Origin of the sequence: Paracoccus sp. SCSIO 75233, assembly GCF_027912675.1 — a bacterium.
Lineage (GTDB): Bacteria > Pseudomonadota > Alphaproteobacteria > Rhodobacterales > Rhodobacteraceae > Paracoccus.
This window is the reverse complement of sequence record NZ_CP115764.1, coordinates 1-20,198: the sequence shown is the minus strand read 5'-3', so window position 1 is coordinate 20,198 and position 20,198 is coordinate 1. Positions and strand designations below refer to the sequence as shown.

The 20,198-nt window shown below is 59.2% G+C and carries 20 protein-coding genes and 2 pseudogenes; 12 read left to right on the top strand and 10 right to left on the bottom strand.

Annotated elements, in window-relative coordinates:
- Positions 1 to 30 precede the first annotated feature (30 nt).
- Positions 31 to 144, top strand: a pseudogene (locus tag PAF12_RS18565) (IS3 family transposase); the annotation flags it as partial.
- Between the two features lie 106 nt (positions 145 to 250).
- A pseudogene (gene istA, locus PAF12_RS18560) lies at positions 251 to 1,069 on the top strand (IS21 family transposase); the annotation flags it as partial.
- A 493-nt stretch (positions 1,070 to 1,562) separates the two neighbouring features.
- On the opposite strand, the gene PAF12_RS18555 reads toward istA, so the two are convergent.
- From PAF12_RS18555 to PAF12_RS18545, 3 genes are all read right to left on the bottom strand, one after another.
- Positions 1,563 to 2,744, bottom strand: a complete 1,182-nt coding sequence (locus PAF12_RS18555) for an IS91 family transposase (RefSeq protein ID WP_271109968.1) — start codon at positions 2,742 to 2,744, stop codon at positions 1,563 to 1,565.
- 10 nt (positions 2,745 to 2,754) lie between these two features.
- The gene (locus PAF12_RS18550) at positions 2,755 to 3,624 is read right to left on the bottom strand and encodes a tyrosine-type recombinase/integrase (protein ID WP_271109967.1); all 870 of its coding nucleotides are present in this window, start codon (positions 3,622 to 3,624) and stop codon (positions 2,755 to 2,757) included.
- Positions 3,625 to 3,732: 108 nt separating this feature from the next.
- On the bottom strand, positions 3,733 to 4,593 hold the full coding sequence (locus PAF12_RS18545; protein ID WP_271109966.1) for a M23 family metallopeptidase: 861 nt from the start codon (positions 4,591 to 4,593) through the stop codon (positions 3,733 to 3,735).
- A 556-nt stretch (positions 4,594 to 5,149) separates the two neighbouring features.
- On the opposite strand from PAF12_RS18545, the gene PAF12_RS18540 reads away from it, so the two are divergent.
- The 3 genes from PAF12_RS18540 to PAF12_RS18530 all read left to right on the top strand — a co-directional run bounded on the left by PAF12_RS18540 (position 5,150) and on the right by PAF12_RS18530 (position 9,151).
- Positions 5,150 to 7,099: a glycosyltransferase family 2 protein gene (locus PAF12_RS18540; protein WP_271109994.1), complete on the top strand. Its 1,950-nt coding sequence runs from the start codon at positions 5,150 to 5,152 to the stop codon at positions 7,097 to 7,099.
- Between the two features lie 26 nt (positions 7,100 to 7,125).
- Positions 7,126 to 7,785, top strand: coding sequence for a sulfotransferase (locus PAF12_RS18535; RefSeq protein WP_271109993.1), 660 nt, complete (start codon positions 7,126 to 7,128; stop codon positions 7,783 to 7,785).
- Between the two features lie 325 nt (positions 7,786 to 8,110).
- Positions 8,111 to 9,151: a replication initiator protein A gene (locus PAF12_RS18530; RefSeq protein WP_271109992.1), complete on the top strand. Its 1,041-nt coding sequence runs from the start codon at positions 8,111 to 8,113 to the stop codon at positions 9,149 to 9,151.
- A 45-nt stretch (positions 9,152 to 9,196) separates the two neighbouring features.
- Here PAF12_RS18530 and PAF12_RS18525 read toward each other — a convergent pair whose 3' ends face one another.
- From PAF12_RS18525 to PAF12_RS18515, 3 genes are read right to left on the bottom strand one after another with little or no spacing between them, the layout of a single operon-like run.
- Entirely contained in the window at positions 9,197 to 10,516 is a 1,320-nt protein-coding gene (locus tag PAF12_RS18525; protein WP_271109991.1) for an HlyD family type I secretion periplasmic adaptor subunit, read from the bottom strand.
- Between the two features lie 3 nt (positions 10,517 to 10,519).
- Positions 10,520 to 12,277, bottom strand: a complete 1,758-nt coding sequence (locus tag PAF12_RS18520) for a type I secretion system permease/ATPase (protein ID WP_271109990.1) — start codon at positions 12,275 to 12,277, stop codon at positions 10,520 to 10,522.
- A complete protein-coding gene (locus PAF12_RS18515) occupies positions 12,198 to 12,446 on the bottom strand; it encodes a hypothetical protein (RefSeq protein ID WP_271109989.1) in 249 nt (82 codons plus the stop codon). The genes PAF12_RS18520 and PAF12_RS18515 overlap by 80 nt, the downstream gene beginning before the upstream one ends.
- A 380-nt stretch (positions 12,447 to 12,826) precedes the next feature.
- Here PAF12_RS18515 and PAF12_RS18510 point away from each other — a divergent pair, with 380 nt between their 5' ends.
- From PAF12_RS18510 to PAF12_RS18500, 3 genes are all read left to right on the top strand, one after another.
- Positions 12,827 to 14,341 carry a calcium-binding protein gene (locus PAF12_RS18510; protein WP_271109988.1) on the top strand — a complete coding sequence of 505 codons (1,515 nt, stop codon included), beginning with the start codon at positions 12,827 to 12,829 and terminating at the stop codon, positions 14,339 to 14,341.
- A 207-nt stretch (positions 14,342 to 14,548) separates the two neighbouring features.
- Positions 14,549 to 15,190: a ParA family protein gene (locus PAF12_RS18505; RefSeq protein WP_271109987.1), complete on the top strand. Its 642-nt coding sequence runs from the start codon at positions 14,549 to 14,551 to the stop codon at positions 15,188 to 15,190.
- On the top strand, positions 15,190 to 15,462 hold the full coding sequence (locus tag PAF12_RS18500; RefSeq protein WP_271109986.1) for a hypothetical protein: 273 nt from the start codon (positions 15,190 to 15,192) through the stop codon (positions 15,460 to 15,462). Before PAF12_RS18505 ends, PAF12_RS18500 begins: the two co-directional genes overlap by 1 nt.
- Before the next feature lie 80 nt (positions 15,463 to 15,542).
- On the opposite strand, the gene PAF12_RS18495 is transcribed toward PAF12_RS18500, so the two are convergent.
- A complete protein-coding gene (locus PAF12_RS18495; protein WP_271109985.1) occupies positions 15,543 to 16,082 on the bottom strand; it encodes a recombinase family protein in 540 nt (179 codons plus the stop codon).
- Positions 16,083 to 16,298: 216 nt separating this feature from the next.
- Between PAF12_RS18495 and PAF12_RS18490 the strand changes: the two genes are divergently transcribed.
- Both PAF12_RS18490 and PAF12_RS18485 read left to right on the top strand, forming a co-directional pair.
- Positions 16,299 to 16,865 carry a recombinase family protein gene (locus PAF12_RS18490; protein ID WP_271109984.1) on the top strand — a complete coding sequence of 189 codons (567 nt, stop codon included), beginning with the start codon at positions 16,299 to 16,301 and terminating at the stop codon, positions 16,863 to 16,865.
- The gene (locus tag PAF12_RS18485; protein ID WP_271109983.1) at positions 16,852 to 17,106 is read left to right on the top strand and encodes a WGR domain-containing protein; all 255 of its coding nucleotides are present in this window, start codon (positions 16,852 to 16,854) and stop codon (positions 17,104 to 17,106) included. Before PAF12_RS18490 ends, PAF12_RS18485 begins: the two co-directional genes overlap by 14 nt.
- A gap of 25 nt (positions 17,107 to 17,131) precedes the next feature.
- Here PAF12_RS18485 and PAF12_RS18480 read toward each other — a convergent pair whose 3' ends face one another.
- Positions 17,132 to 17,464 (bottom strand): type II toxin-antitoxin system HicB family antitoxin, encoded by a 333-nt coding sequence (locus tag PAF12_RS18480; RefSeq protein WP_271109982.1) that lies wholly within the window; start codon positions 17,462 to 17,464, stop codon positions 17,132 to 17,134.
- Positions 17,461 to 17,715 carry a type II toxin-antitoxin system HicA family toxin gene (locus PAF12_RS18475; protein WP_271109981.1) on the bottom strand — a complete coding sequence of 85 codons (255 nt, stop codon included), beginning with the start codon at positions 17,713 to 17,715 and terminating at the stop codon, positions 17,461 to 17,463. The genes PAF12_RS18480 and PAF12_RS18475 overlap by 4 nt, the downstream gene beginning before the upstream one ends.
- Positions 17,716 to 17,869: 154 nt before the next feature.
- On the opposite strand from PAF12_RS18475, the gene PAF12_RS18470 reads away from it, so the two are divergent.
- Positions 17,870 to 18,598 (top strand): ParA family protein, encoded by a 729-nt coding sequence (locus PAF12_RS18470; protein ID WP_271109980.1) that lies wholly within the window; start codon positions 17,870 to 17,872, stop codon positions 18,596 to 18,598.
- Entirely contained in the window at positions 18,595 to 18,906 is a 312-nt protein-coding gene (locus PAF12_RS18465; protein ID WP_271109979.1) for a hypothetical protein, read from the top strand. The genes PAF12_RS18470 and PAF12_RS18465 overlap by 4 nt, the downstream gene beginning before the upstream one ends.
- Here PAF12_RS18465 and trfA read toward each other — a convergent pair.
- Positions 18,903 to 19,895, bottom strand: a complete 993-nt coding sequence (gene trfA, locus PAF12_RS18460; RefSeq protein ID WP_368045184.1) for a plasmid replication initiator TrfA — start codon at positions 19,893 to 19,895, stop codon at positions 18,903 to 18,905. The two genes, PAF12_RS18465 and trfA, sit on opposite strands and share 4 nt — an antisense overlap.
- Positions 19,896 to 20,198: the final 303 nt, after the last annotated feature.

Sequence of the window (20,198 nt, the reverse complement as noted above, 5' to 3'; positions counted from 1 at the left end):
CATGATGGTAGCGGGAACACAGATAGCGGAGCGAAAGCTCGTTACGGCCAGCCCGACATCTTCAACACCGATCAGGGCAGCCAGTTCACCTCGATCGAGTTCATCAAGGTGCTGGCCAGCCGGGAGATCAGGATCAGCATTGAGAACGGCGGTGAGAAAGTCGACCACGGTAGCGGCGGGATGAGCCCGCTGCGGGCGGCGTAAAAGTCGTCCACCTTTTACCCTTTCTGGCGACAGGGAGGGCGGGAGGATTTTCACCGTGGATTTGTATCGGAAGGTTCGCCTGGCTTGTTCAGAAGGCATGAGCCAGCGCGAGGCTGCGCGTCAGTTTGGGGTTTCCCGCGACAGCGTTCGGAAGATGTTGGCGTTCTCGGTTCCGCCTGGATACCGGCGGACGGCGCCGGTGAAGCGGCCGAAGCTGGATGGGTTCACCGAGATCATCGATGGCTGGCTGGAGGGGGATCGCGAGGTCCATCGAAAGCAACGGCACACGGCGAAGCGGGTATTCGAGCGGCTTCGCGATGAGCATGGCTTCACCGGCGGCTATACGATCATCAAGGACTACATGCGGGAGCGCGAGCGGCGCGGCCGAGAGATGTTCGTGCCGCTGGCCCATCCGCCAGGACATGCCCAGGCCGACTTCGGCGAGGCTGTGGTCGTCATCGGCGGCGTCGAGCAGAAGGCGCACTTCTTCGTTATGGACTTGCCGCACAGTGATGCCTGCTTCGTGCGCGCCTATCCCGCGGCGACAGCGGAAGCCTGGGTAGACGGCCACGTCCACGCCTTCGCCTTCTTCGGCAGGGTTCCGGTATCGGTCCTCTACGACAACGATCGCTGTCTTGTTGCGAAGATCCTGGCGGACGGCACACGTCAGCGGGCCACGCTCTTCAGCGGGTTCCTGTCCCACTACCTGTTCCGAGACCGCTATGGCCGCCCCGGCAAGGGGAACGACAAGGGCAACGCGGAAGGATTGGTCGGCTATTCCCGCCGCAACTTCATGGTCCCGGTCCCGCGGTTTGTGAGTTGGGCTTCGTTCAACGCCTATCTGGAGGAGCAGTGTCGCAAACGTCTCACAACCCCGCCGCTTCTGACAGGGGGTTTTGAGCTTCAAGGATCCAGCAAAACCCAGGCAAAGACCCACCGCGCCAAAAACCACCGTTTCTGCCCGGTAAACCAGCCCGGAAGATGCGGCATCATCCTGAATCTGGAGGGTTCTGTGAGGTTCACGGGCGCAACGCCGATGCTGCCGCACGGGTGCCGGGGGACCTCATTGAAGCCGGATTGAACGAAGCCGCGGGGTGTATGGTGCTATGGGGATTGTGGTTCTGGCGCGGGCCCTGGGTGTAGGGCGCGAGGGTGGATATGCAGATTGATGGTGCCGGCTGGGCGGCCGCCGGGGTCGGTCTCGGCCTCAGGGGATCGGTGCAGCAGTCCGGTCTGGCGCTTGATTGCCTCGTGGAACGGTCGGAGCCACCATGATCGCGGCACCAACCCGCAGAGCACATGGCCGGTCCTCGTCGGAGCCGATTTGCGATCATGTACCAGTAATCTGCCATAGACGTTCATGAGCTGTCGTTCCAGAATGGCCCGCCGGGTGGCGCCTGGCCGTGATACCAGACAGCGATCGTGACCATCGGGCGACCGCAGCAGGGGCATGGACGCGGAGTGGGCGCTACCTTCGCCATGGGTTCGGCGCGACCCTCTGCTTCTGGAACCTGAGCAGACAGCATCACCCTGCAGGCCGCGAGACGGTCGGCGCGCTGGCCGTTCGCGAGGAATCCGTAATGGCGGATGCGGTGAACGCCATCCGGCACGGTATGAAGAAGAAAGCGTCGGATGAACTCACCGGCGTCGAGGGTCATCTGTCTCGAGCGGCGGCCATGCCGATAGTCGCGCCAACGGAACGTCACCTTGCCATCCGCCATGCTGACCAGACGGGAGTTGGCGATGGCGACGCGGTGCGTATAGCGGCTGAGATAGGCCAGCACCTGCTCTGGTCCGCCGAAGGGTGGTTTGGCATAAACGACCCAGTCGCGGCGGCTTGCCGAAGTCAGCATCCGGGCAAAGGCTGGCGGGTCGGCCAATTCTTCAATCTCGCCGAAGAACTGCAACTGCCCAACCTCGAAGGCGGCGCGCAATGCTTCCAGAAACAGCCGTCTGAACAGGCGCGACAACACCCGGACCGGCAGAAAGAAATTGGGACGGCAGGCAACCCAGCGGCTGCCGTCCGGCGATGGGCCCCCGCCCGGAACGGTGCAATGGAGATGGGGATGGTAGTTGAGGGTCTGGCCCCAGCTGTGCAGTACCGCAGTGAGACCGATCCCGGCGCCGAGATGCCTGGGGTCAGCAGCGATGATGCGCAGGGTCTCGGCGGCCGCCCGGAACAGAATACCGTAGACGACCTTCTTGTTCTGGAAGGCAATGACTGCAATCTCTTCGGGTAGCGTGAAGACCACATGGAAATAGGGCACCGGCAACAAATCACCCGCCCGGGCCTCCAGCCAGTCACGCGCCGCCGCCCCCTGACACTTGGGGCAGTGCCGGTTGCGGCAGGAATTATAGGCGACACGCACCGTGCGGCAGGTCCGGCAGCCCTCGACATGGCCGCCAAGCGCAGCTGTCCTGCACAGTTCGATCGCACTCATCACCCGGCGTTCGACACGGCCCAGATGACCGTCATGGGCCTGCCGCCACGCCTCGCCATAGCGACAGAAAATATCCGCCACCTCCACGGCCGGGCGCATGGCGCGCGCCTCAGCCGGGCGGCACCACCTCCAGGCTGAGGCGATCGAACGGGCTTTGCGTCTTCGCGATCGTTGTTGTGGCAACCTGCGTGTAGCGCGCAGTGGTCGACAGGTTCGCGTGTCCGAGCAGCACCTGGATCACCCGGATGTCGACACCGTTCTCGAGAAGATGGGTGGCGAAGCTGTGCCGCAAGGTGTGGACGCTGACCTTCTTGGTCAGTCCCGCCGCCTTGGTCGCGGACCGGCAGGCGGAATGCAGCACCTGCACGTCGATCGGCTTGTCGCCGCGCCCCGGAAACAACCAGTCCTTCGGATGCGCCAGGCGCCAGTAAGTCCGCAAAATGCCGAGAAGCTGCGGTGAGAGCATGACGGTCCGGTCCTTGGCGCCTTTGCCATGGCGAACCTGGATCAGCATGCGATCGCTGTCGATATCCCTGACCTTCAAACTGACTACCTCGGAGGCACGCAGGCCCGCGGCATAGGCCGTTGTCAGTGCCGCGCGTGCCTTCAGCGACGGCACCGCCTCAAGAAAACGCACGACCTCGTCGGCACTCAAGATCGTTGGCAATTTGCGTGGCGTGCGCGCATAGGCGATCCGTTCGGGGATTTCTGCCCGGTTCAGCGTCACGCCGTAGAAGAAGCGCAAGGCACAGACCGTCTGGTTCAAAGCTGGCCAGGAAATACCCTGAGATACAAGGTAGACCTGAAAGGCGCGAACATCCTCCAGCCCCAGTCGATCTGGCGAACAGTCAAAATACCGGCTGAACTTCTTAACGGCGTGAAGATAGGATCGTTGCGTGGCAGGCGACAGGTTGCGAAGCGTCATGTCGTCGATCATACGGCGGCGCAGCGGACTTACCGCAGTCGTGGCATCAGCCATGGGATGGTCTCCTGATAAAGGTTGGTCTCAGCAACCAAACCTTCCCATCAGGAGGCCATTCCCACCAATAGCTACGCCCCTCCCGCGTCAGCGGGTTCGTTCAATCGCTTATCCGGAAACGCTGACCGTCTTGCTCCCGGACAGAAGTTCATCACCACCCCGGACAATCGCGACATCGACCCTGTAGTCGCCGGGCGCCGGTGTGCCCTGCTTGCCCATGTAGTAGCTGTAGGCGGCCTTGTGGCGCGCCTCCGGCGCGCTCTGGCTCTCTGACAGGACGGACCCGTCAGGGCCGGTAATCCGGATCCGGATCGTGTCGCCGGGCTTGAAATTGATGACCCAGACCCAGCCAACCAGCCCCCTGCTGGATGCGTCGGGGATATCGGGTGCCCCGTCAATGACCAGCCTGGGATAATCAAGCGGCTCACCGCTGAGGCCGAAATCCAGGATCTGCACGTCGTTATTGCTCAGGGGCGTCCGGATATCGTCAGCAAACAGAGAGCCTGAGACATCCCGGGATGCGTCGCAGCCCTGAGCAAGCTCCCGCCCGGTCAGAGGGTCGATTTCCGCACCGCCGCGTCGGACGGAAAGCTGTACATGCGGAAACTGCGCCAGCCCCGATGCCCCCACCGATCCAAGCCGATCACCGGCGCGCACCGTATCGCCGGGCCGCACGCCGACACTGCCCTGTTTCATGTGGCAATAGATCGTCTGCAGCCCGTTCTCATGATCCAGCAAGACGGCATTGCCGCATTCCTTGCCTCGCACCGCCTCACGGGTGGCAGCATCAGTGATCAGCCGGTCTGGCTCGCCATCGCGGATATTAGCCACCCTGCCATCGGCAGAAGCAATCACCGCGACATCGCGGTCCAGATCGGCAAGTGACCGCAACCGGATATCGGTGCCGCCATGACCGTCATAGCTGGCAAGGCCGCAAAACGGATCGCGCGTTCCCTCACCCGGATCCATGTCTGGAAACTGCTGGACGAAGCAATCCTCACCGAGCTGGCAGTCAACCGGGAGCTGCAGGCCCTGGGCAGCAAGAGGCGCGGCCCAGAAACCGGCGGCTGCGCAGCACAGGGCCCTGAAAGCATAACACGGATTCATGGTCACTCTCCTGAAGCGGCCGACAGGTGCAGACATGGTGTCCGCCCGGCAGTTTGAATTCAGTGACAGATGACCACAGCCGCCTGGCCCCGTCCATGATCCGCCCGGTCACAAACTGGAAATTAATGCATAAACAATTGTAATTAATCATTTATTTTTAATTATTGCCCTATCTGATATAAAAACAGGGCCGCCGTTTCAGGCATCCGGTTGACACCCATTGCGTCATCTGAAACGCCCGCCTACTGGTCTGCAAAAGGTAAACATTCTATTAATTCCAGATATGGAAGGCCGGTGTTGGTTAAATGGAGCGATGTCAGGACGATGGAAATTTCATTACAGTCTTAACGGCCCACAGCAGAATGGCCGCTCTCTCCAAACTGACAGGCATCCACATCTCACCAGACAGAAACGCGACATGACAATCCTGACTGCCCCTGCAACTGACTCGGAACTGGCCGGAAACGGCACCGGACAGGCCGAAATCATCATGACGCTTCTGGTCCGGAACGAAGCGGACATCATTGAAGATAATATCCGCTTCCATCATGCTATCGGGGTCGACCGGTTCATCGTCATGGACAATCTTTCCACCGATGAAACGCCACAAATCCTCGACCGGCTGTCGGCGGAAATCCCGATCCGGATCATTCGGCAGAAGAATGACAATTACGATCAGGGGGTCTGGGTCACGGATATGGCCCGTCAGGCCGCAGGGCTGACCCGCAATGGCTGGATCATTAACAATGACGCCGATGAATTCTGGCTACCAAAATCCGGATCTCTGAAGCAATTCCTGAAAACCCTGCCCGACAGCGTCACCCGCATCAATGTCACCCGCCACAACGCCGCTCCGGAAAGCCATGACGGCCCGGCATTGGAAGCGACCGCCCATCCCCGTCTGACCACGGTGTTCGAACGCAACAGCACCAATCCCCTGGGCGCACCCCTGCCCACGAAATGCATGCACCGCGCCGCAACCGGTATCCGGGTCGCGCAGGGCAATCACACCGTCGAAGGGATCATGGGCGAGGCATATGACGCCGGCGACGATCTGATCATCCTGCATTACCCCTATCGCGACCTGGGCGGATACCGCGCCAAGATTGCCCTGGGCGGGGCCGCTTATGGCCGCAACCAGACCCTGCCGCAGGGAATCGGGATCACCTGGCGCGAACAATACCGCCAGCTCGATAGCGGTGAGATCGAAGCATTCTGGGAAGATCTCGCCCGATCCCCCCGCGATGTCCTGATCGAGGTCTCCAATTTGGATCTCTTTGTCTGCGAGACGGTACGTGACATGCTGGCCGGCATCGCCCCGGATGCGCCCGATCCGGTCACGCCACTGCTCGACGATCTGCTGGATGGGGCAGAGATCCAGTATCAGGAGCTTGCAGCCGAGATTTCCCAGTATATCGCCCGGGTGCCGCGCAGCTTGCGCCCGACGCGACCGGTATTTCACAATATCGAATACTGCCTGAATGGCCCGAAAGCACAGATCGACCATCTCCACCGATTGCGCGGCAGGGGGCTTTCCGCGCGTGAATTGCTGGATGATTTTGGCGCGCTGCGTGATGCGTTTTCACTGTTTCCGCGCAATGACCGCTTCCGGGGGTTCCTCGGCGATCTTCTGAAGCTTGAATTCAGCGATGAGGCAGAGGCGCTGGCCCGGGACTGCAAGGGCAAGATCGTGATGCTGCATGTCACCTGCGCCCCCCGGATCGACCGGGCACTGGCCTCACAGGCCTCCTTTGGCGATGATGACGAATTTCACCATATCCTGGTGGTCGGCCAGCCCAATCACGATGTCGAACACAAGGCACCGCTGCGGTTTTCCTACAAGGATGGCATGCTGCATGTCCCGGCCCCGGACAGCTACGAGGCGCTGCATCGCAAGGTTTTCTATGCGCTGATGCTGATGGACCTGCTGACCGCACCACGGCTAGTGATGAAGCTCGATGACAATCTGCATCTTCTGGGCCGGTCAGTGTTCATGGACCGGATTTCCCGGATCGAGGCGGGTGATTTCGCCTATACAGGCCGGGTTGTCGGCAGCCATATGCACAAGGCGCAATGGCATGGCTGGCATCTTGGCAAATGCTTCGACAGGACGATTGAAAGACGCGGCTACCAGTTTCCCCTGCCTGACAGATATGCGGCAGGGGGCTATGGCTATGCCCTGAACCGCAAAGGGCTGGAGGCCTGTTCGTATATGTATCTGTCAATGATGGGATTTTTCAGCATGCCGAGCGTTGGGCTGGAGGATGCGTTTGTCGGCCATGCCGCAAATGCTTACGGGCTTGAGGTGCACGATATCTCCACCCCGCAAGAGGTGATGGCATTTCCCGGGCTGACGAGCGTTTCATGAAGGATATAACGGCTGGCGCAGAGCCCATGCGTTTCGTTTTCATTGTGTCCTATGGCCGTTCGGGTTCAACGCTTTTGCAGAAGATCCTCAACAGCTCGGACGGGGTCTGTATTCGCGGCGAGAACAAGGATGTTCTGCTGCATCTGGCCAAGGCCTGGGCTATTTTCGATGAAGATATCGAGATGCAGAAGCTTCGCAAGAGCAAGACCGTACCTCATGACGGCAACCCCTGGTACGGGATGCATCTGACCGATGGTCCACGATTTGGCCAAGGTCTGGCTGACCTGTTCACTCAGGAGGTCCTGTGCCCGCCCGAAGGCACCCGCATATCGGGCTTCAAGGAGATCCGCTGGAGCAATGAGCCCGACTGGTTCGAGATGCGGATGGCGTTTCTCAAGCGCTTCTTTCCCGGTGCCAGATTTATCATCAACACCCGCAGTCATGAAGGCGTGGCCAATTCCGGCTGGTGGCAGAATTATGATCGGGCTGATGTCTTTACGCAGCTGCGTCAGGCTGAGGATCTGCTGATGAGCTGGATGCACCGGCACCAGGAAATCAGCTGCCATGTTCATTACGATGACTATATCCGCAATATCGAACTTCTGCGTCCGCCCTATGAAATGATCGGGCTGGATTTCGATCCTCAGCGTATCGCCTCGGCCATGGAGGTCCGGTTGAAACACTGACCGGGCGATGGGATTATTCCCAAACGGGACCAGATGTCTTTCTTCATAGCTGATCAGTTTTCAGGTCCCGTTCCTGAGTTGTTGTTCTTTTGTAAAAACGGTTCAGAACGGAGTTATCCACAGGCTGATGCCCTCTCTCCCTAGTGTTAAATAGTGTTATAATAGTGTTACGGCCTAAATTAACCGTGTTTTTCCATTTTGAATCAATATGTTATTAGATGGGCCGGTAACTAAAAACACGAATCTTGGTAACTAAAAACACGAATCTTGGTAACTAAAAACACGAATCTTGACGTTGGTAACTAAAAACACGAATGTGGCGGATATGGACACTGAAAACACGAATTCATCCGCCCTGCCTGCCTTACTGCCCGAACGGCATCCGCAGCATGATCTGTTCATCTGCGATGTGTCCGATGCGGTGCTCAAGGATGTCATGCAGCATCTCGAACACCCATTCTATTCACTGTCGAAAAAACCCGAGACGCGGGTGAAGCGCTATCGCAATGGCGAGCACTGGCTTGAGGTCACACCAAGCGTGAAGGGGCTGGCCACGATCTATGACAAGGATATCCTGATCTACGCGATCAGCCAGATCATGTCGAAGCTGAAGCGCGGAGAGACCGTTTCACCGCGGATACGGCTGAACCCGCATGAGCTTCTGATCTTTGCCAATCGCGGCACCAGCGGACGCGAATATCAGGCCCTGCTCGATGCGCTCGACCGGCTGGAGGGGACGCGGATCCGCACCAATATCGTCACCGGCGACGAGGAACAGCTTGATGGGTTCGGCCTGATCGACGCGTCTTCGATCCGGCGCAAGCATGGGCTGGACGGGCGGCTTCTGTGGTGCGAGATCAAGCTGTCGGACTGGGTTTTCAACGCCATTCGCAACGAAGAAGTGCTGACCCTGCACCGGGATTACTTCCGGCTGCGCAAGCCGCTGGAACGCCGGGTCTATGAAATCGCCCGTAAGCATTGCGGCCATCAGAAAAACTGGCGGATCTCGCTGGCGAAGCTCTTGCTCAAGACCGGCTCGCAAAGCCCGCCGAAACGCTTCCGCCAGATGATCCGGCAATTGGTGGAGCATGACCACCTGCCCGATTACCATGTCACCTATGAGGAAGAGGGCGATATTGTCGGCTTCACCCGCCGCTGCTCCATGGCCCCGGTAGCCACAGCCGAGACCCAGGTTCCGGCACTGAAGCCCGGGACTCATGACCGCGCACGCGAGGTCGCTCCGGGCTGGGATGTCTACCAATTGGAGCAGGAATGGCGCGATTGGATCGTTGAAGCACCACAGAATGCAGATGCGGCCTTTATCGGCTTCTGCAAGAAGTGGTATGAACGCAGGGGCAGGGGCTGAGCCTCACCCGCCCCTGCACATCCGTTTATCCGGTTTTCCGCCCGCTCATTCGCGCAGCGCACGGGAGAAGAAATCCGACATCGGTTTGACCAAGTAACTGATAGGACTACGATCATCGGTCCGGATGAAGACTTCAACCGGCATGCCGGGAACAAGTACCAGAGCCTGATCTGATTCGAATGGCTGATTCTCATCAATCTCGGCTTCCAGGATATAATAGGAGGCGCCGGTCCGGTCATCGGTGAAGCTATCGGCTGAAATCCGCGTAATATGACCGGTCATCTCCGGCGTGGTGCGGGAGTTGAAGGCGGGAAACCGCAAGGTGACGCCCTGGTCGATATAGGTCTGGTCGATACTGATCGTTGAGAGGCGCGCAGTGACGCGCAGGGGCCGGTCCTGGGGCACGATATACATGATCGGCTCGGCCGGGGTGATGACGGCACGCTCGGCAAAAACGCTGCTGTTATAGACCACGCCCGCAACCGGAGCTGTGATGCTGGATTCCTCGATCCGTTCCAGCAGATTGGCGCGTTGTTCGATCAGCCCGGTCTCTGTCGGGTAGTCCTGACGCAGCTCGGCAATGGCCTCTTCCCGGCGGCTGCTTTCCATGCTCAGCAGCTGGACGCCGATTTCGGTGATCTGACCCTCAACACGCGCCCGCTCGGCCTGAAGCTCGCCCAGCTGACCGGCCAGAGAGGCCTGCTGACGCTGCAGCTGGCTCATGGTCGAACTGCGCACGAGGTTCTTTTCCAGAAGCTGCTGCTGGCTGTCCAGTTCGTTTTCAACCAGATCAAGCTGGGTGCGCAGCGCCTCCTGCTGGGCATCGATCCCCTCGATCGTGCTCTGCGACTGCTCGATCCGCTTGCTGAGCTGGTCGTTCTGCTGGGCCTGCGTATCCCTGCGGGCTGCGAACAGCTTGCTCTGGCCATCGACGACCGAGGCGACGCCCTGCCGCTCATTGGCGATTTCAAGCAGGTCCGGATCGAAGCTGATCTCATCGCTGTCGTCACGCTCGGCCTCAAGCCGGCCACGCTTGGCCTGCAATTCGAAAAGCTGGCTTTCGACGATGGACAGGTCACGCAGATATTTTCTGGTTTCCAGCTGGATCAGGATATCGCCCTGTTCGACAACATCGCCTTCCCGGGCATAGATGGTTTCCACCACCCCGCCATCGGGATGCTGCACGACCTGGCGGTTGCGCTCGACCTCGATCTGACCCGAGGCGATGACCGCGCCCGACAGGTTCGCAAACGCGGCCCAGGCCCCGAAACCGCCGACAAACATCGCCATGGCCAGCGCCGAGAACATGATGACCCCCCGCAATTTCCAGCGGCGGCCCCCTTCGTAATCCGACAGGCGCGACATGGGTTAGCTCCTCGTTTTCGTGGCGGGCGTAATCGTCGCCGTGGCCGTCTGGACGACAGATGTGGCGGGCGCAGCTGGGGCCGCAGGGGTCGCAGAGGGGGCGGCCTTGATATCGCGGGCAATGCTTTCATGGTTCGACACGAAGCGGCGCAGCACCTCTTCGCTCTTGCCGAAGGCAACCGGACGACCGTTTTCGATGTAAAGCAGCAGCTCGGCTTCGCGAATGGCGCTTGGGCGGTGAGCAACGACGATCACACTGCCGCCACGCGCCTTGACGCCACGAACGGCGTGGTTCAGCGCCGCGGTGCCGGTCTGGTCGAGATTGCTGTTGGGCTCATCCAGCAGCAGCACTACAGGGTCGCCATAAAGCGCCCGGGCCAGTCCGATCCGCTGGATCTGCCCGCCCGAAAGCTGGGCCTGATCTGCGCCCAGAGGGGTGTCATAGCCCTTGGGCAGCTTGATGATCATTTCATGGGCCGCCGCCGCCTTGGCCGCCGCGATAATATCGGCATCATTCGGGTTCTCGGCCATGCGGGCGATGTTTTCGCCGATCGTGCCGTCGAACAGTTCGACATTCTGCGGCAGATAGCCGATCAGCGAGCCGAAGATGTCGGGGTCATACTGATCGATAGTCGCACCGCCAAGCCGGATCTGCCCGCCAATGGCCGGCCAGATCCCGGCCAGCGCATGGACCAGCGTGCTCTTGCCCGCACCGGACGGCCCGATAATGCCCAATGTCCGCCCGGCCGGCAGCTTGAAGCTGATCCCCTGAAGCGACACCGCATCCGCCCCCGGCGGCCGGACCGCCAGCCCGGATACCTCAACATCGCCTTTCGGACGCGGCAAAGCGGTGCGCGGCGCGGCTTCGGGAACCTGAGCCAGCAACTCCCGGATATTCTTCCAGCTGACCAAGCCGGTCTGCACGGCCGGCCATTGCCCAATGATCTGATCGACCGGGGCCAGCGCCCGCGTGGTGATAATCGAGGCAGCGATCATCACCCCGGGTGTAGCTTCCTGGCGCAAGACCAGATAGGCACCGAGGCCGAGGATCATGGATTGCAGCGCCATGCGCAGCACTTTCGATACGGTCGAGAAGATCTGCGTCACGCTCGAACTGCGGATCTGTTCGCTCAGCGCCGTGCCCCGGTCCGAGAGCCAGCGCGAAAAGATGTTCGATCCCATGCCGAGGCCGCGCACCAGATCGGCATTCTCGACAACATTGTCCATCTTCATCTGCGCCTTGCGCTGCGCCTTCAGGCTTTCCACCAGCGTATTGCGCGCAATGGCCTGGTTCAGCAGCGTCACCAGGATCAGAACCAGAGCCCCCCCGGCGCTGAGATAGCCCAGCCAGGGATGGAACATGAAAATCCCGAAGATAAAGATCGGGGTCCAGGGCAGGTCGAACAGCGCCAGAAAGGCAGGCGAGGAAATCAGCCGCTGCACATTCTCGATATCCGAAGGCGCGCGCGCCGCATCGTAATAGGAATCCGGCCCGACCAGCTTGGTCTTGTTCAGCGTGGCCCGGAACACACGGCGGTCGAAGGAGGTCTGAAACTGCGCCGCGATCCGCGTCATGATGTAGGAGCGGCAGATATCGAACAGCCCCATCATCGCGTAAAGAAACAGCATGATCAGCGTCAGCGCGATCAGCGTTTCAACCGAGCGCGAGCCCAGCACACGGTCATAAACCTGCATCATGTAAAGCGGGCCGGTCAACGCCAGCAGGTTCGAGAAAATCGACAGAAGCAGGATAACCAGCATCGGCCCCGAACGCATGGCAAAGAATCGGCTCAGTTCCCGCCTTGCCTGAATTTCGGATTTCTTTCGTATTATGTTCATTGTTTTCAATGACCTGGTAAGTTTCAGGATCGCGTTCAGTGCCCCGGCACATAATGCCTGAACGTTTGAAGGACAAGTCAATCCGAATCATCCTGTCACGAATTCGATTTATATTTTCTCAATTCAATACCGTGACGAATAACGCCATGATAACAGGCCTGGATTTCCCTGACATGATTATGATTGACCGGCTTTATACCGGCCATTCCAGCCGCAAAATCATATGTCTGATTTGTTTTAAGATATTGATATTATTGCCAATATATCAGAAGCCCCATAATTGACCAGCCTCACTGCGCTGCCGAGAAGCACATGGAAAAGTACATGTTGTTAAATGGCAACATTATTTCCACCCCACCCGAGGGAAATTAACGAACATTGCCGGGTCAAAATTTATCCACTACTGTGCCCCCGTACAGCGCGTACTGCAGTGCTCGCGGCACTGCGTCCAATCACTAGTGAGGACTTAAAATGGCAATCAATGTAATCACCAACTCCAGCCATCTGGGCGAGCGTCTTGAAGGCGGCCAGTATTCGGCCGACATTATCGACGGTCTGGGCGGCAACGACACCATCGTCGGTCATGACGGTGCCGACTTCCTGTTCGGCAACATGGGCAATGACCTGATCTATGCCGGCACCGATGACACCGATCTGGATGTCGTCGTCGGCGGCGACGGCAACGACACCGCTTATGGCGGCGGCGGCGGCGACCTGATGGATGGCGGCGCTGGCGACGACCTGATGGGTGGCGGCACCGGCAACGACCTGATGTTCGGCGATACCGGCGTTCGCAGCTTCGACCCCTATTCGGCTGACTGGACCCATTACAGTGCGTTCACCAGCCCGCTGGCCCTGCTGGGTCTGGGCACCCATCGTGGCGTTGACGACAACTACCTGAACTCCTTCCGTCAGTCGGACAGCGGCAACGACACCATGTGGGGTGGTTCCGGCTACGACATGATGTTCGGCGGCTGGGGCGATGATGAAATGGGCGGCGGCACCGGCGACGACCTGGTGGTCGGCAACCGTGGCGACGACCTGATCTATGGCGCCTCGGGCGAAGACGTCCTGCTGGGTGGCGATGAAAACGACACCATCATGGGCGGCACCGGCGACGACGTCATCGACGGCGACGAAACTCCGTACGCCTACCAACTCCCGAGCTGCGTCGACGCCACGACCTGGTATCCGGATCTGTACAACGACGACAATGGCGATGAAGACGGTGTTGAAAACAACGTCATCGGCCCGAACCCGGACCATGGTGAGGACAAGCATGTTCATTCGGACAGTGAATACTACGACGAAGGTGCACCGGGTAATGACAACTGGCCGCATAACCTGATCGACTATCTGAACGACGCAACCGAATGGGTGAACAACAACTCCCAGGGTGGCGACGATCTGCTGTTCGGCGGTGAAGGTGACGACCTGATCTTCGATCGTCAGGGTGCCGATACCGTCTGGGGCGGTGAAGGTGATGACGTCATGATGAACGTCAACATCGACGAAGACTTCCCGCTTGACAACGACACCGACGTGTTCGGCTTTGTTGGCGAACATGGCGATGACACCATCTATGGTTTCAACACCGGCGAATGGTCCGAAGGCGGCAATGGCGAGTGGGAAGAAGGCGAAGACGTCATCTACCTGCAAGGCGCTTCCTATGAAGGCGAATTCCAGGATGCGATGAGCGACGATCCTCTCGGCATGGAAACCGACGACGAAAAAGCCATCTTCTTTGACGACGACGGCGGTTGCTACAAGATGGGCAGCGTCATCATCTACACTGAACGCCTTGGCCTTGAAGGTGGCGGCACCATCCAGATCGATTTCTACACCGAGGAGGATTACCTCAGCTTCGGTGCTGGCAATATCGTGTTTGACGACGGTCAGGCCCCGAACTGGGTCGACATCACCGCAAGCTACCAGGGTCTGGAAGCCGTCGGTGGTGGCAGCGTCGAAGTCAGCAGCGACCTCTGATCGATCTTTCGAGCCAAACCAACAGAAAGGGCGGGGATTTCCCCGCCCTTTTTCATTGTGCAGGGGGCACCCCGCACATACACACTCATCCTATATTCCTAGGATCATAGGACCCTGCAATTCTAGAAACATATATTCCTAGTTTGCGTGAATCCTGCATTTCCCCTATTCTGAACCCAATAAAAACAGGGGCAGAGGGGCAGGAACATGATCATCTCGCTTATCTCGCAAAAGGGCGGTGTCGGCAAAAGCGCGCTGGCCCGGCTGATCGCCGTCGAGGTCGCACGGGCCGGTTGGGCGGTGAAGATCGCCGATCTCGATCCGGCACAAGGCACATCGACCAAATGGAAAGCCCGCCGCGACCAGAGCGGCATCTCGCCCGAAATCGCGGTCGAGAAATACCGCACCGTTGAACGCGCCATCGGTGACGCACAGCATTTCGATCTGATGATCCTCGACGGCCCGGCCCATGCCGAACAGGGCGGCCGGGTGATGGCGCGTAACAGCGATCTGGTGCTGATGCCTACAGGCTACAGCCTCGACGATATGGAGCCGCAGATAGAGGCCGCCTTTGAGCTGGAAGAGGCCGGGGTGCCGCCCGGCCGGATCCATTTCTGCTTCTGCCGCGCTAAGGGGTCAGAGGCCGAGGACCGGGCCGCGCGCAGCTATCTGACCAAGGCACGGATGAATGTGCTGGACCCGGTCTTCCCGGAGCTCGCCTCGATCCGTCAGGGCCATGCCGAAGGGCGGGCAGCCTCGGAGGTGCCGTTTCCAAAGGTGCAGGAAAAGGCGATGGAGGTCGCGCAGGCGATCATGAACCGCCTGCAAGCCAGCCAGGAGGCCGCGTGATGTCCAGAGGTCTGACACTCGCCCAGCCGCCCCGCCGCCGCGCCGAAATCCGTGACGAAGCGCCGGATGCCGCAAAACCCGCCGTAAGCCCGGGCGGCACACCAGCGAAATTCGACCATCAGGCCGAGGGCGAAAAGGTCCAGTTCAACAAGCGCATCACCCGCCGTACCGCCGATGGTTATGAAATCCTCGCCATCCGCACCCGCCGCAAGGTGCCCGATCTCATTGAGGAAGCCCTTGAATTACTGGAAGAAAAATACGGAAAAATATAATCCTACATTGCTAGATCTCTAGAACTGCAGAGATCTATGATGCTATATTCCTATAATCCTAGGAATATAGCATCCTATCATCAGGCCCGCCGGACCGTATGGGTGCTGACTCGGAACAGCCGGGCGATCTCGGCAACCGGGCGGTTTTCCTGATCGCGCATCCGGCGCACCTCGGCGCGCTGTTCGGGCGTCAGGGCAGGGGGCCGCCCACCGATCCGTCCCCGCCGCCGTGCCGCCTCCAGCCCCTCTCGGGTGCGTTCGGCAATCCGCGCACGCTCGAACTCGGCAATCGAGCCGAAGACATGAAAGACCAGCCGCCCGGCCGGGCTGGATGTGTCGATCTCTTCAGCCAGGCTGCGGAAATCCGCCCCGGCGGCACGGATCCGTTCGACCAGCTCCAGCAGCTCCTTGAGCGAGCGCGCCAGCCGGTCATATTTCGTCACCATGACGATATCGCCCGGCCGCAGCTGATCAATAAGCCGTTCAAGCTCAGGCCGCACCACGCCCGTACCGCTGGCCTGATCGGCGAAGATCCGTTCCGCGTCGCTGGCCCACAGCGCATCCTGCTGCGCATCGAGGCTCTGGCTACGGGTCGAGACACGGGCATATCCAAAAATCATCTGCGGCCTTTCAGGGCAGGAGCGTCGCAAAAACCTCCCATTTCGCAACACACCCTTGCCCCGCCGACATGCAGCGCGCCGCTGTCAGCGTGCAATCCCAAAAAACTCACGGGTTTTTACGGTGAAAAGTAGCGCCCTCTGCCCTACCTCGAACTGTTGCAAAAATATGTTGTGAATTGGCTTTATTTAGCAACAAGAAAGCGCAACACTGTTGGCATGCAGTTAGGCTACGCGAGGGTTTCGACAGACGACCAGGCGACGGCCGCGCAGCTCGATGCGTTGCGGGCCGCTGGTTGCGGGCGTGTGTTCGAGGAGCGCGCGTCCGGCGGCCGGTGGGATCGACCGGAGCTGCACCGAATGCTCGACCAGCTCCGCCAGGGCGATGTGGTCGTTGTCTGGAAGCTCGACCGGCTGTCACGCTCCCTGAAAGACCTTCTGTCCATCATGGAGAAGATCGACGCGGCCGGTGCCGGATTCCGGTCCCTGACTGAAGCCATCGACACGACCACCCCCGCCGGGCGGATGATGATGCAGATGGTGGGCGTGTTTGCCGAGTTCGAGCGTGAGATGATCCGGGAGCGCACCCGTGCCGGTCTGGAGCGCGCCCGAAAGAAAGGACGCCACCCAGGGCGAAAGCCCAAGCTTTCCGACGACCAGCGCCGGGAAATCCGCGACATGGTACGATCCGGCAAGCGGACGGAGGCAGAGGCGGCGCGCCTCTTTGGGGTTCACCGTTCGACAGTCAGCCGCCTCATGCGGGAGGCATCCGATGCAACAGCTTGAGATGTTTCCCGAGGACATTCGCATCGAGCGCGTAGACCCCGAGGCCAATATGTATCGCTTCTACCGGCTGCGTCTCATGCCGGACCTGTTCGGCGGCGTGTCGCTCTTGCGCGAATGGGGCCGGATCGGCACCCAGGGACGGCACCGGATCGAGCTGTTCGAAGAAGCGGGTCGTGCGGCAGAGGCGATGGATGCACTTTATCGGGCCAAGCAGAAGCGCGGGTATCAGCTCGCAGGGTGAACCAGGGCCGATAAGCTTGGCCCCCCTACCCTGCTGCGCGCTCCAGAACTTCTTGTGCCCATTGATTGAGACTTTTGCCCGACAGCTCGGCCGCCAGCGCCGCCTTGCGATGCACTTCAGGATCTACGCGGAACATCACTTGACCGGAGAAAGCCTTCTGAGGTTCCTTGCCGCTCTTCGCGCAGGTTTCGATGTAGTCTTCCACGGCTTCATGGAAGGCATCCCGGAGGGCTTCGACCGTATCTGCATGGAAGCCGACACCATCACGGATACCGGCAAGACGCCCGGTGAAGATGCCATCTTCGTCGTCATACTCGATGCGGGCCGAGTAACCCTTATAGGTCATGGTATTCGTCATGGTCTTACTCCGATCCGTTCCAGAAACGCGCGGGCAGCGCGTACCTGGTAGCGTTTGGCCTCTTTGGCTGGGTGCGGACGGTGGAACGTCTCGACCTCACCATCCTTCTCGAACCTGACCCGCGAACCGCGCCCCTCGATCACCTGCGCACCGGCAGCGACAAGCAGGCGTTCGATTGCCAACCATTCGACAGTGCCAGACACGGGGTCGGTGAAGACAATTTCCAGAATCTTGCGGTGCTTGCTGTTCATCAGGCTATGTAGCAAATGATTGCACATTTCGCAAGCACTGGCCTACCGCTAACGAGATAACAAAATCAGCTCTAAAGTTAGCGTTATAACTAACTCGAGAGTTGTGGTTATTATTAATATTGACTTTATCATTAATGTTATCTTTGATGCGACTATGTACGTAATCACCTTTGCAAACCCGAAAGGCGGGTCGGGGAAAACGACATCCGCCATCCTTCTGGCTGAACAGATCGCCCTTTCGGGTGGCCGGGTATCCATTCTCGATCTTGATCCGAACGCCAACATTCTTGCGTGGTCTGAAGGCCGGCAGGCGGAAGGTCGCGATGTGCCTTTCTCAGTTCATGCACGTCCGCAGGCCGAGGACACGGTGGAGCTGATTGATCAGCTTGCCGACGAAGCGGATTACCTGATCATCGACCTCGAAGGGTCGAAAGATCAGGTTGTCACCTTCGCACTTTCCCGGACGGACCTTTGCGTCATTCCGCTCGATGGCTCACCCATGGAGGCCCGACAGGCTGCAGCGGCCGTTCGGTTAGTGCAGACCACATCCAACATGATCCGCTCACCGATAGGGTATTCGCTGCTCTTTACGCGAACAAACGCAGCATTTCAGACGACGGACGAGCGCGACGTGAGACAAGAGATGGAAATAAACAACATCCCGACATTGCCGATCCGCATTGCAAAACGCGCGCCCTACACCCGCATCTTCCGTGACGGAGTGTTGCTGGCGGAATTGCCGGGCATCGTTGCGAAAGAACACGAAGGGAAGCCAGCATCCGCCACCGACAAGGCAATGAAACAGGTCGCGGGGGCCATCGAGAACGCCCGAGACTATGCCCAGGCCGTAATTCACACCCTCACTAAAGAGAGGGCAGCATGAGTAAGTATGGCTTTGGCGGAGGTATCGAGCTTCCTCAGCCTTCGAAGGCTTCCAAAGCGCGGCTCAAAGTTGAACCGGATTCGGTCGAGAAAGCCGTTGAGGCCGGGAAATCTCTGGGGTTTGTCAGCCGGGAAGGTTCCACGAGGCTAAAGCCGGGTCCAAAGCGCAAAGAAGCTCAGGACAAGGTTTCGATCCCTGGTCCTAAGCGTGTCGTCGATGAGTTTCGGGCTTTCTGCCAGGAGCGCAACATCACGCTTTGGCAAGGCCTTGAGTTGCTGCTGTCAGAGAAGCGAGGCGGTTCCGATTAGGGCCTGCTGCGTCTCTCGAAAACCTTCTTGCAGAACCCGATGAAGGCGGCGTTGGGATTGCGAGGCGGTTCCGTCATCCATTCCCGCCATTCCTGTTCGAGAACATACACGTCCCACCCAGGCGCTACCTGCCGAGCATCGTGGTAGGCTTCCGGGTCGAGCCGGACATGCGACAGGGCAGGGGCGGCGGTCACAGTTTGATCGCTGCGCCGGTTGGTGAATACCACCATGTCGTCTTCCAGCCGGACGGCATAGTCGGGCATATGGGTATGTTGCCTGTCCTGCCGCACTATATTCGTGACAAGGCGGCGAAATTCTTTTTCGGTGGAGCTGGAGCCGCACTTGGCTTGCAGTTTAGCCAGCCCTATTTTCCATTCCTTCTTCGCGCCACAGTGCTTGCGAGCAAGCTCGTAGATGCGCCGCTCCAACGGCTTGCGCAGGCGGAAGTAGTCGCGGTGCAGGGTCAGAACCTCACGATGCCTGATGGCATTGAATACCCAGTCCGAAAGCCTTATCTCCACTTCCTGCATCCGCCCGTCGCGTGTCTCCCGGACGATCCTGAACCGGTCGATTAGCCCGAAACCATCAAACTCTTCTTTGCCCCCGGTAATCAGATTGGTGGTAATCATCGTGCCTTGCAGACGTTCCAGTGCGGCCCTGAGCTGTTCATAGCCCCGTCCGTCCGTTCCACGGTTTGTGGCCTTCAGCAGGTCGTAAGCTCGAAAGCGAATGGTCGGGCTGACCTCCCGCTCCTCATTCAACGCTGCAATGCACTGACTGATGCAATAGATCAGCACGTCCCGATCATGGACCGTAGCCAGGCCCTTCATCGAAGGGGTGATCTCAACGAAATTTGGCCCGCTTTCGTAACGGCGAATATGCCTGTCAGGCTTTGTTGAAATCGAGAAAATCGGATGCTCCATGGATGCCATGTCGCCCTTGGGCGCAGCATCAAAGATGTCGCAGACAAAGAAGTCCGCCTGCTGCATCCGATCCGGCAAAAGCGGAGATCGTGAATTCGTGTTATCACCCACCATCTGCCAACATTCGTGCTTTCACCCACCGAGGTCAAGAGATTCGTGCTTTTACACACCTTCTTTCGTGTTATCACCCACTATTCTTCGTGCTTTTACACACCACTTACTCCAAAAATCACTGTTATTTCAGAAAGATAGTTGCATTTGTTTGGGGCGTAACACATTATTTAACACATATATAACACCCAGCCTCGCGGCCCGAGCTGATCCGTTGCCCCTCAAAACCCAGCGTTACGGCACAAAAACGCCCCTCCA

Bases quoted from the DNA above. Each gene is read 5' to 3' on its own strand.
- PAF12_RS18530 (WP_271109992.1), top strand. From the start codon at position 8,111: ATGGACACTGAAAACACGAATTCATCCGCCCTGCCTGCCTTACTGCCC.
- PAF12_RS18520 (WP_271109990.1), bottom strand. From the start codon at position 12,277: ATGCTGGTTATCCTGCTTCTGTCGATTTTCTCGAACCTGCTGGCGTTG.
- PAF12_RS18540 (WP_271109994.1), top strand. From the start codon at position 5,150: ATGACAATCCTGACTGCCCCTGCAACTGACTCGGAACTGGCCGGAAAC.
- PAF12_RS18550 (WP_271109967.1), bottom strand. From the start codon at position 3,624: ATGGCTGATGCCACGACTGCGGTAAGTCCGCTGCGCCGCCGTATGATC.
- PAF12_RS18490 (WP_271109984.1), top strand. From the start codon at position 16,299: ATGCAGTTAGGCTACGCGAGGGTTTCGACAGACGACCAGGCGACGGCC.
- PAF12_RS18505 (WP_271109987.1), top strand. From the start codon at position 14,549: ATGATCATCTCGCTTATCTCGCAAAAGGGCGGTGTCGGCAAAAGCGCG.
- PAF12_RS18480 (WP_271109982.1), bottom strand. From the start codon at position 17,464: ATGACGAATACCATGACCTATAAGGGTTACTCGGCCCGCATCGAGTAT.
- PAF12_RS18495 (WP_271109985.1), bottom strand. From the start codon at position 16,082: ATGATTTTTGGATATGCCCGTGTCTCGACCCGTAGCCAGAGCCTCGAT.
- PAF12_RS18485 (WP_271109983.1), top strand. From the start codon at position 16,852: ATGCAACAGCTTGAGATGTTTCCCGAGGACATTCGCATCGAGCGCGTA.
- PAF12_RS18510 (WP_271109988.1), top strand. From the start codon at position 12,827: ATGGCAATCAATGTAATCACCAACTCCAGCCATCTGGGCGAGCGTCTT.
- PAF12_RS18555 (WP_271109968.1), bottom strand. From the start codon at position 2,744: ATGCGCCCGGCCGTGGAGGTGGCGGATATTTTCTGTCGCTATGGCGAG.
- PAF12_RS18465 (WP_271109979.1), top strand. From the start codon at position 18,595: ATGAGTAAGTATGGCTTTGGCGGAGGTATCGAGCTTCCTCAGCCTTCG.
- PAF12_RS18535 (WP_271109993.1), top strand. From the start codon at position 7,126: ATGCGTTTCGTTTTCATTGTGTCCTATGGCCGTTCGGGTTCAACGCTT.
- PAF12_RS18470 (WP_271109980.1), top strand. From the start codon at position 17,870: ATGTACGTAATCACCTTTGCAAACCCGAAAGGCGGGTCGGGGAAAACG.
- PAF12_RS18500 (WP_271109986.1), top strand. From the start codon at position 15,190: ATGTCCAGAGGTCTGACACTCGCCCAGCCGCCCCGCCGCCGCGCCGAA.
- PAF12_RS18525 (WP_271109991.1), bottom strand. From the start codon at position 10,516: ATGTCGCGCCTGTCGGATTACGAAGGGGGCCGCCGCTGGAAATTGCGG.
- trfA (WP_368045184.1), bottom strand. From the start codon at position 19,895: ATGCAGCAGGCGGACTTCTTTGTCTGCGACATCTTTGATGCTGCGCCC.
- PAF12_RS18515 (WP_271109989.1), bottom strand. From the start codon at position 12,446: ATGATTCGGATTGACTTGTCCTTCAAACGTTCAGGCATTATGTGCCGG.
- PAF12_RS18545 (WP_271109966.1), bottom strand. From the start codon at position 4,593: ATGGATCCGGGTGAGGGAACGCGCGATCCGTTTTGCGGCCTTGCCAGC.
- PAF12_RS18475 (WP_271109981.1), bottom strand. From the start codon at position 17,715: ATGAACAGCAAGCACCGCAAGATTCTGGAAATTGTCTTCACCGACCCC.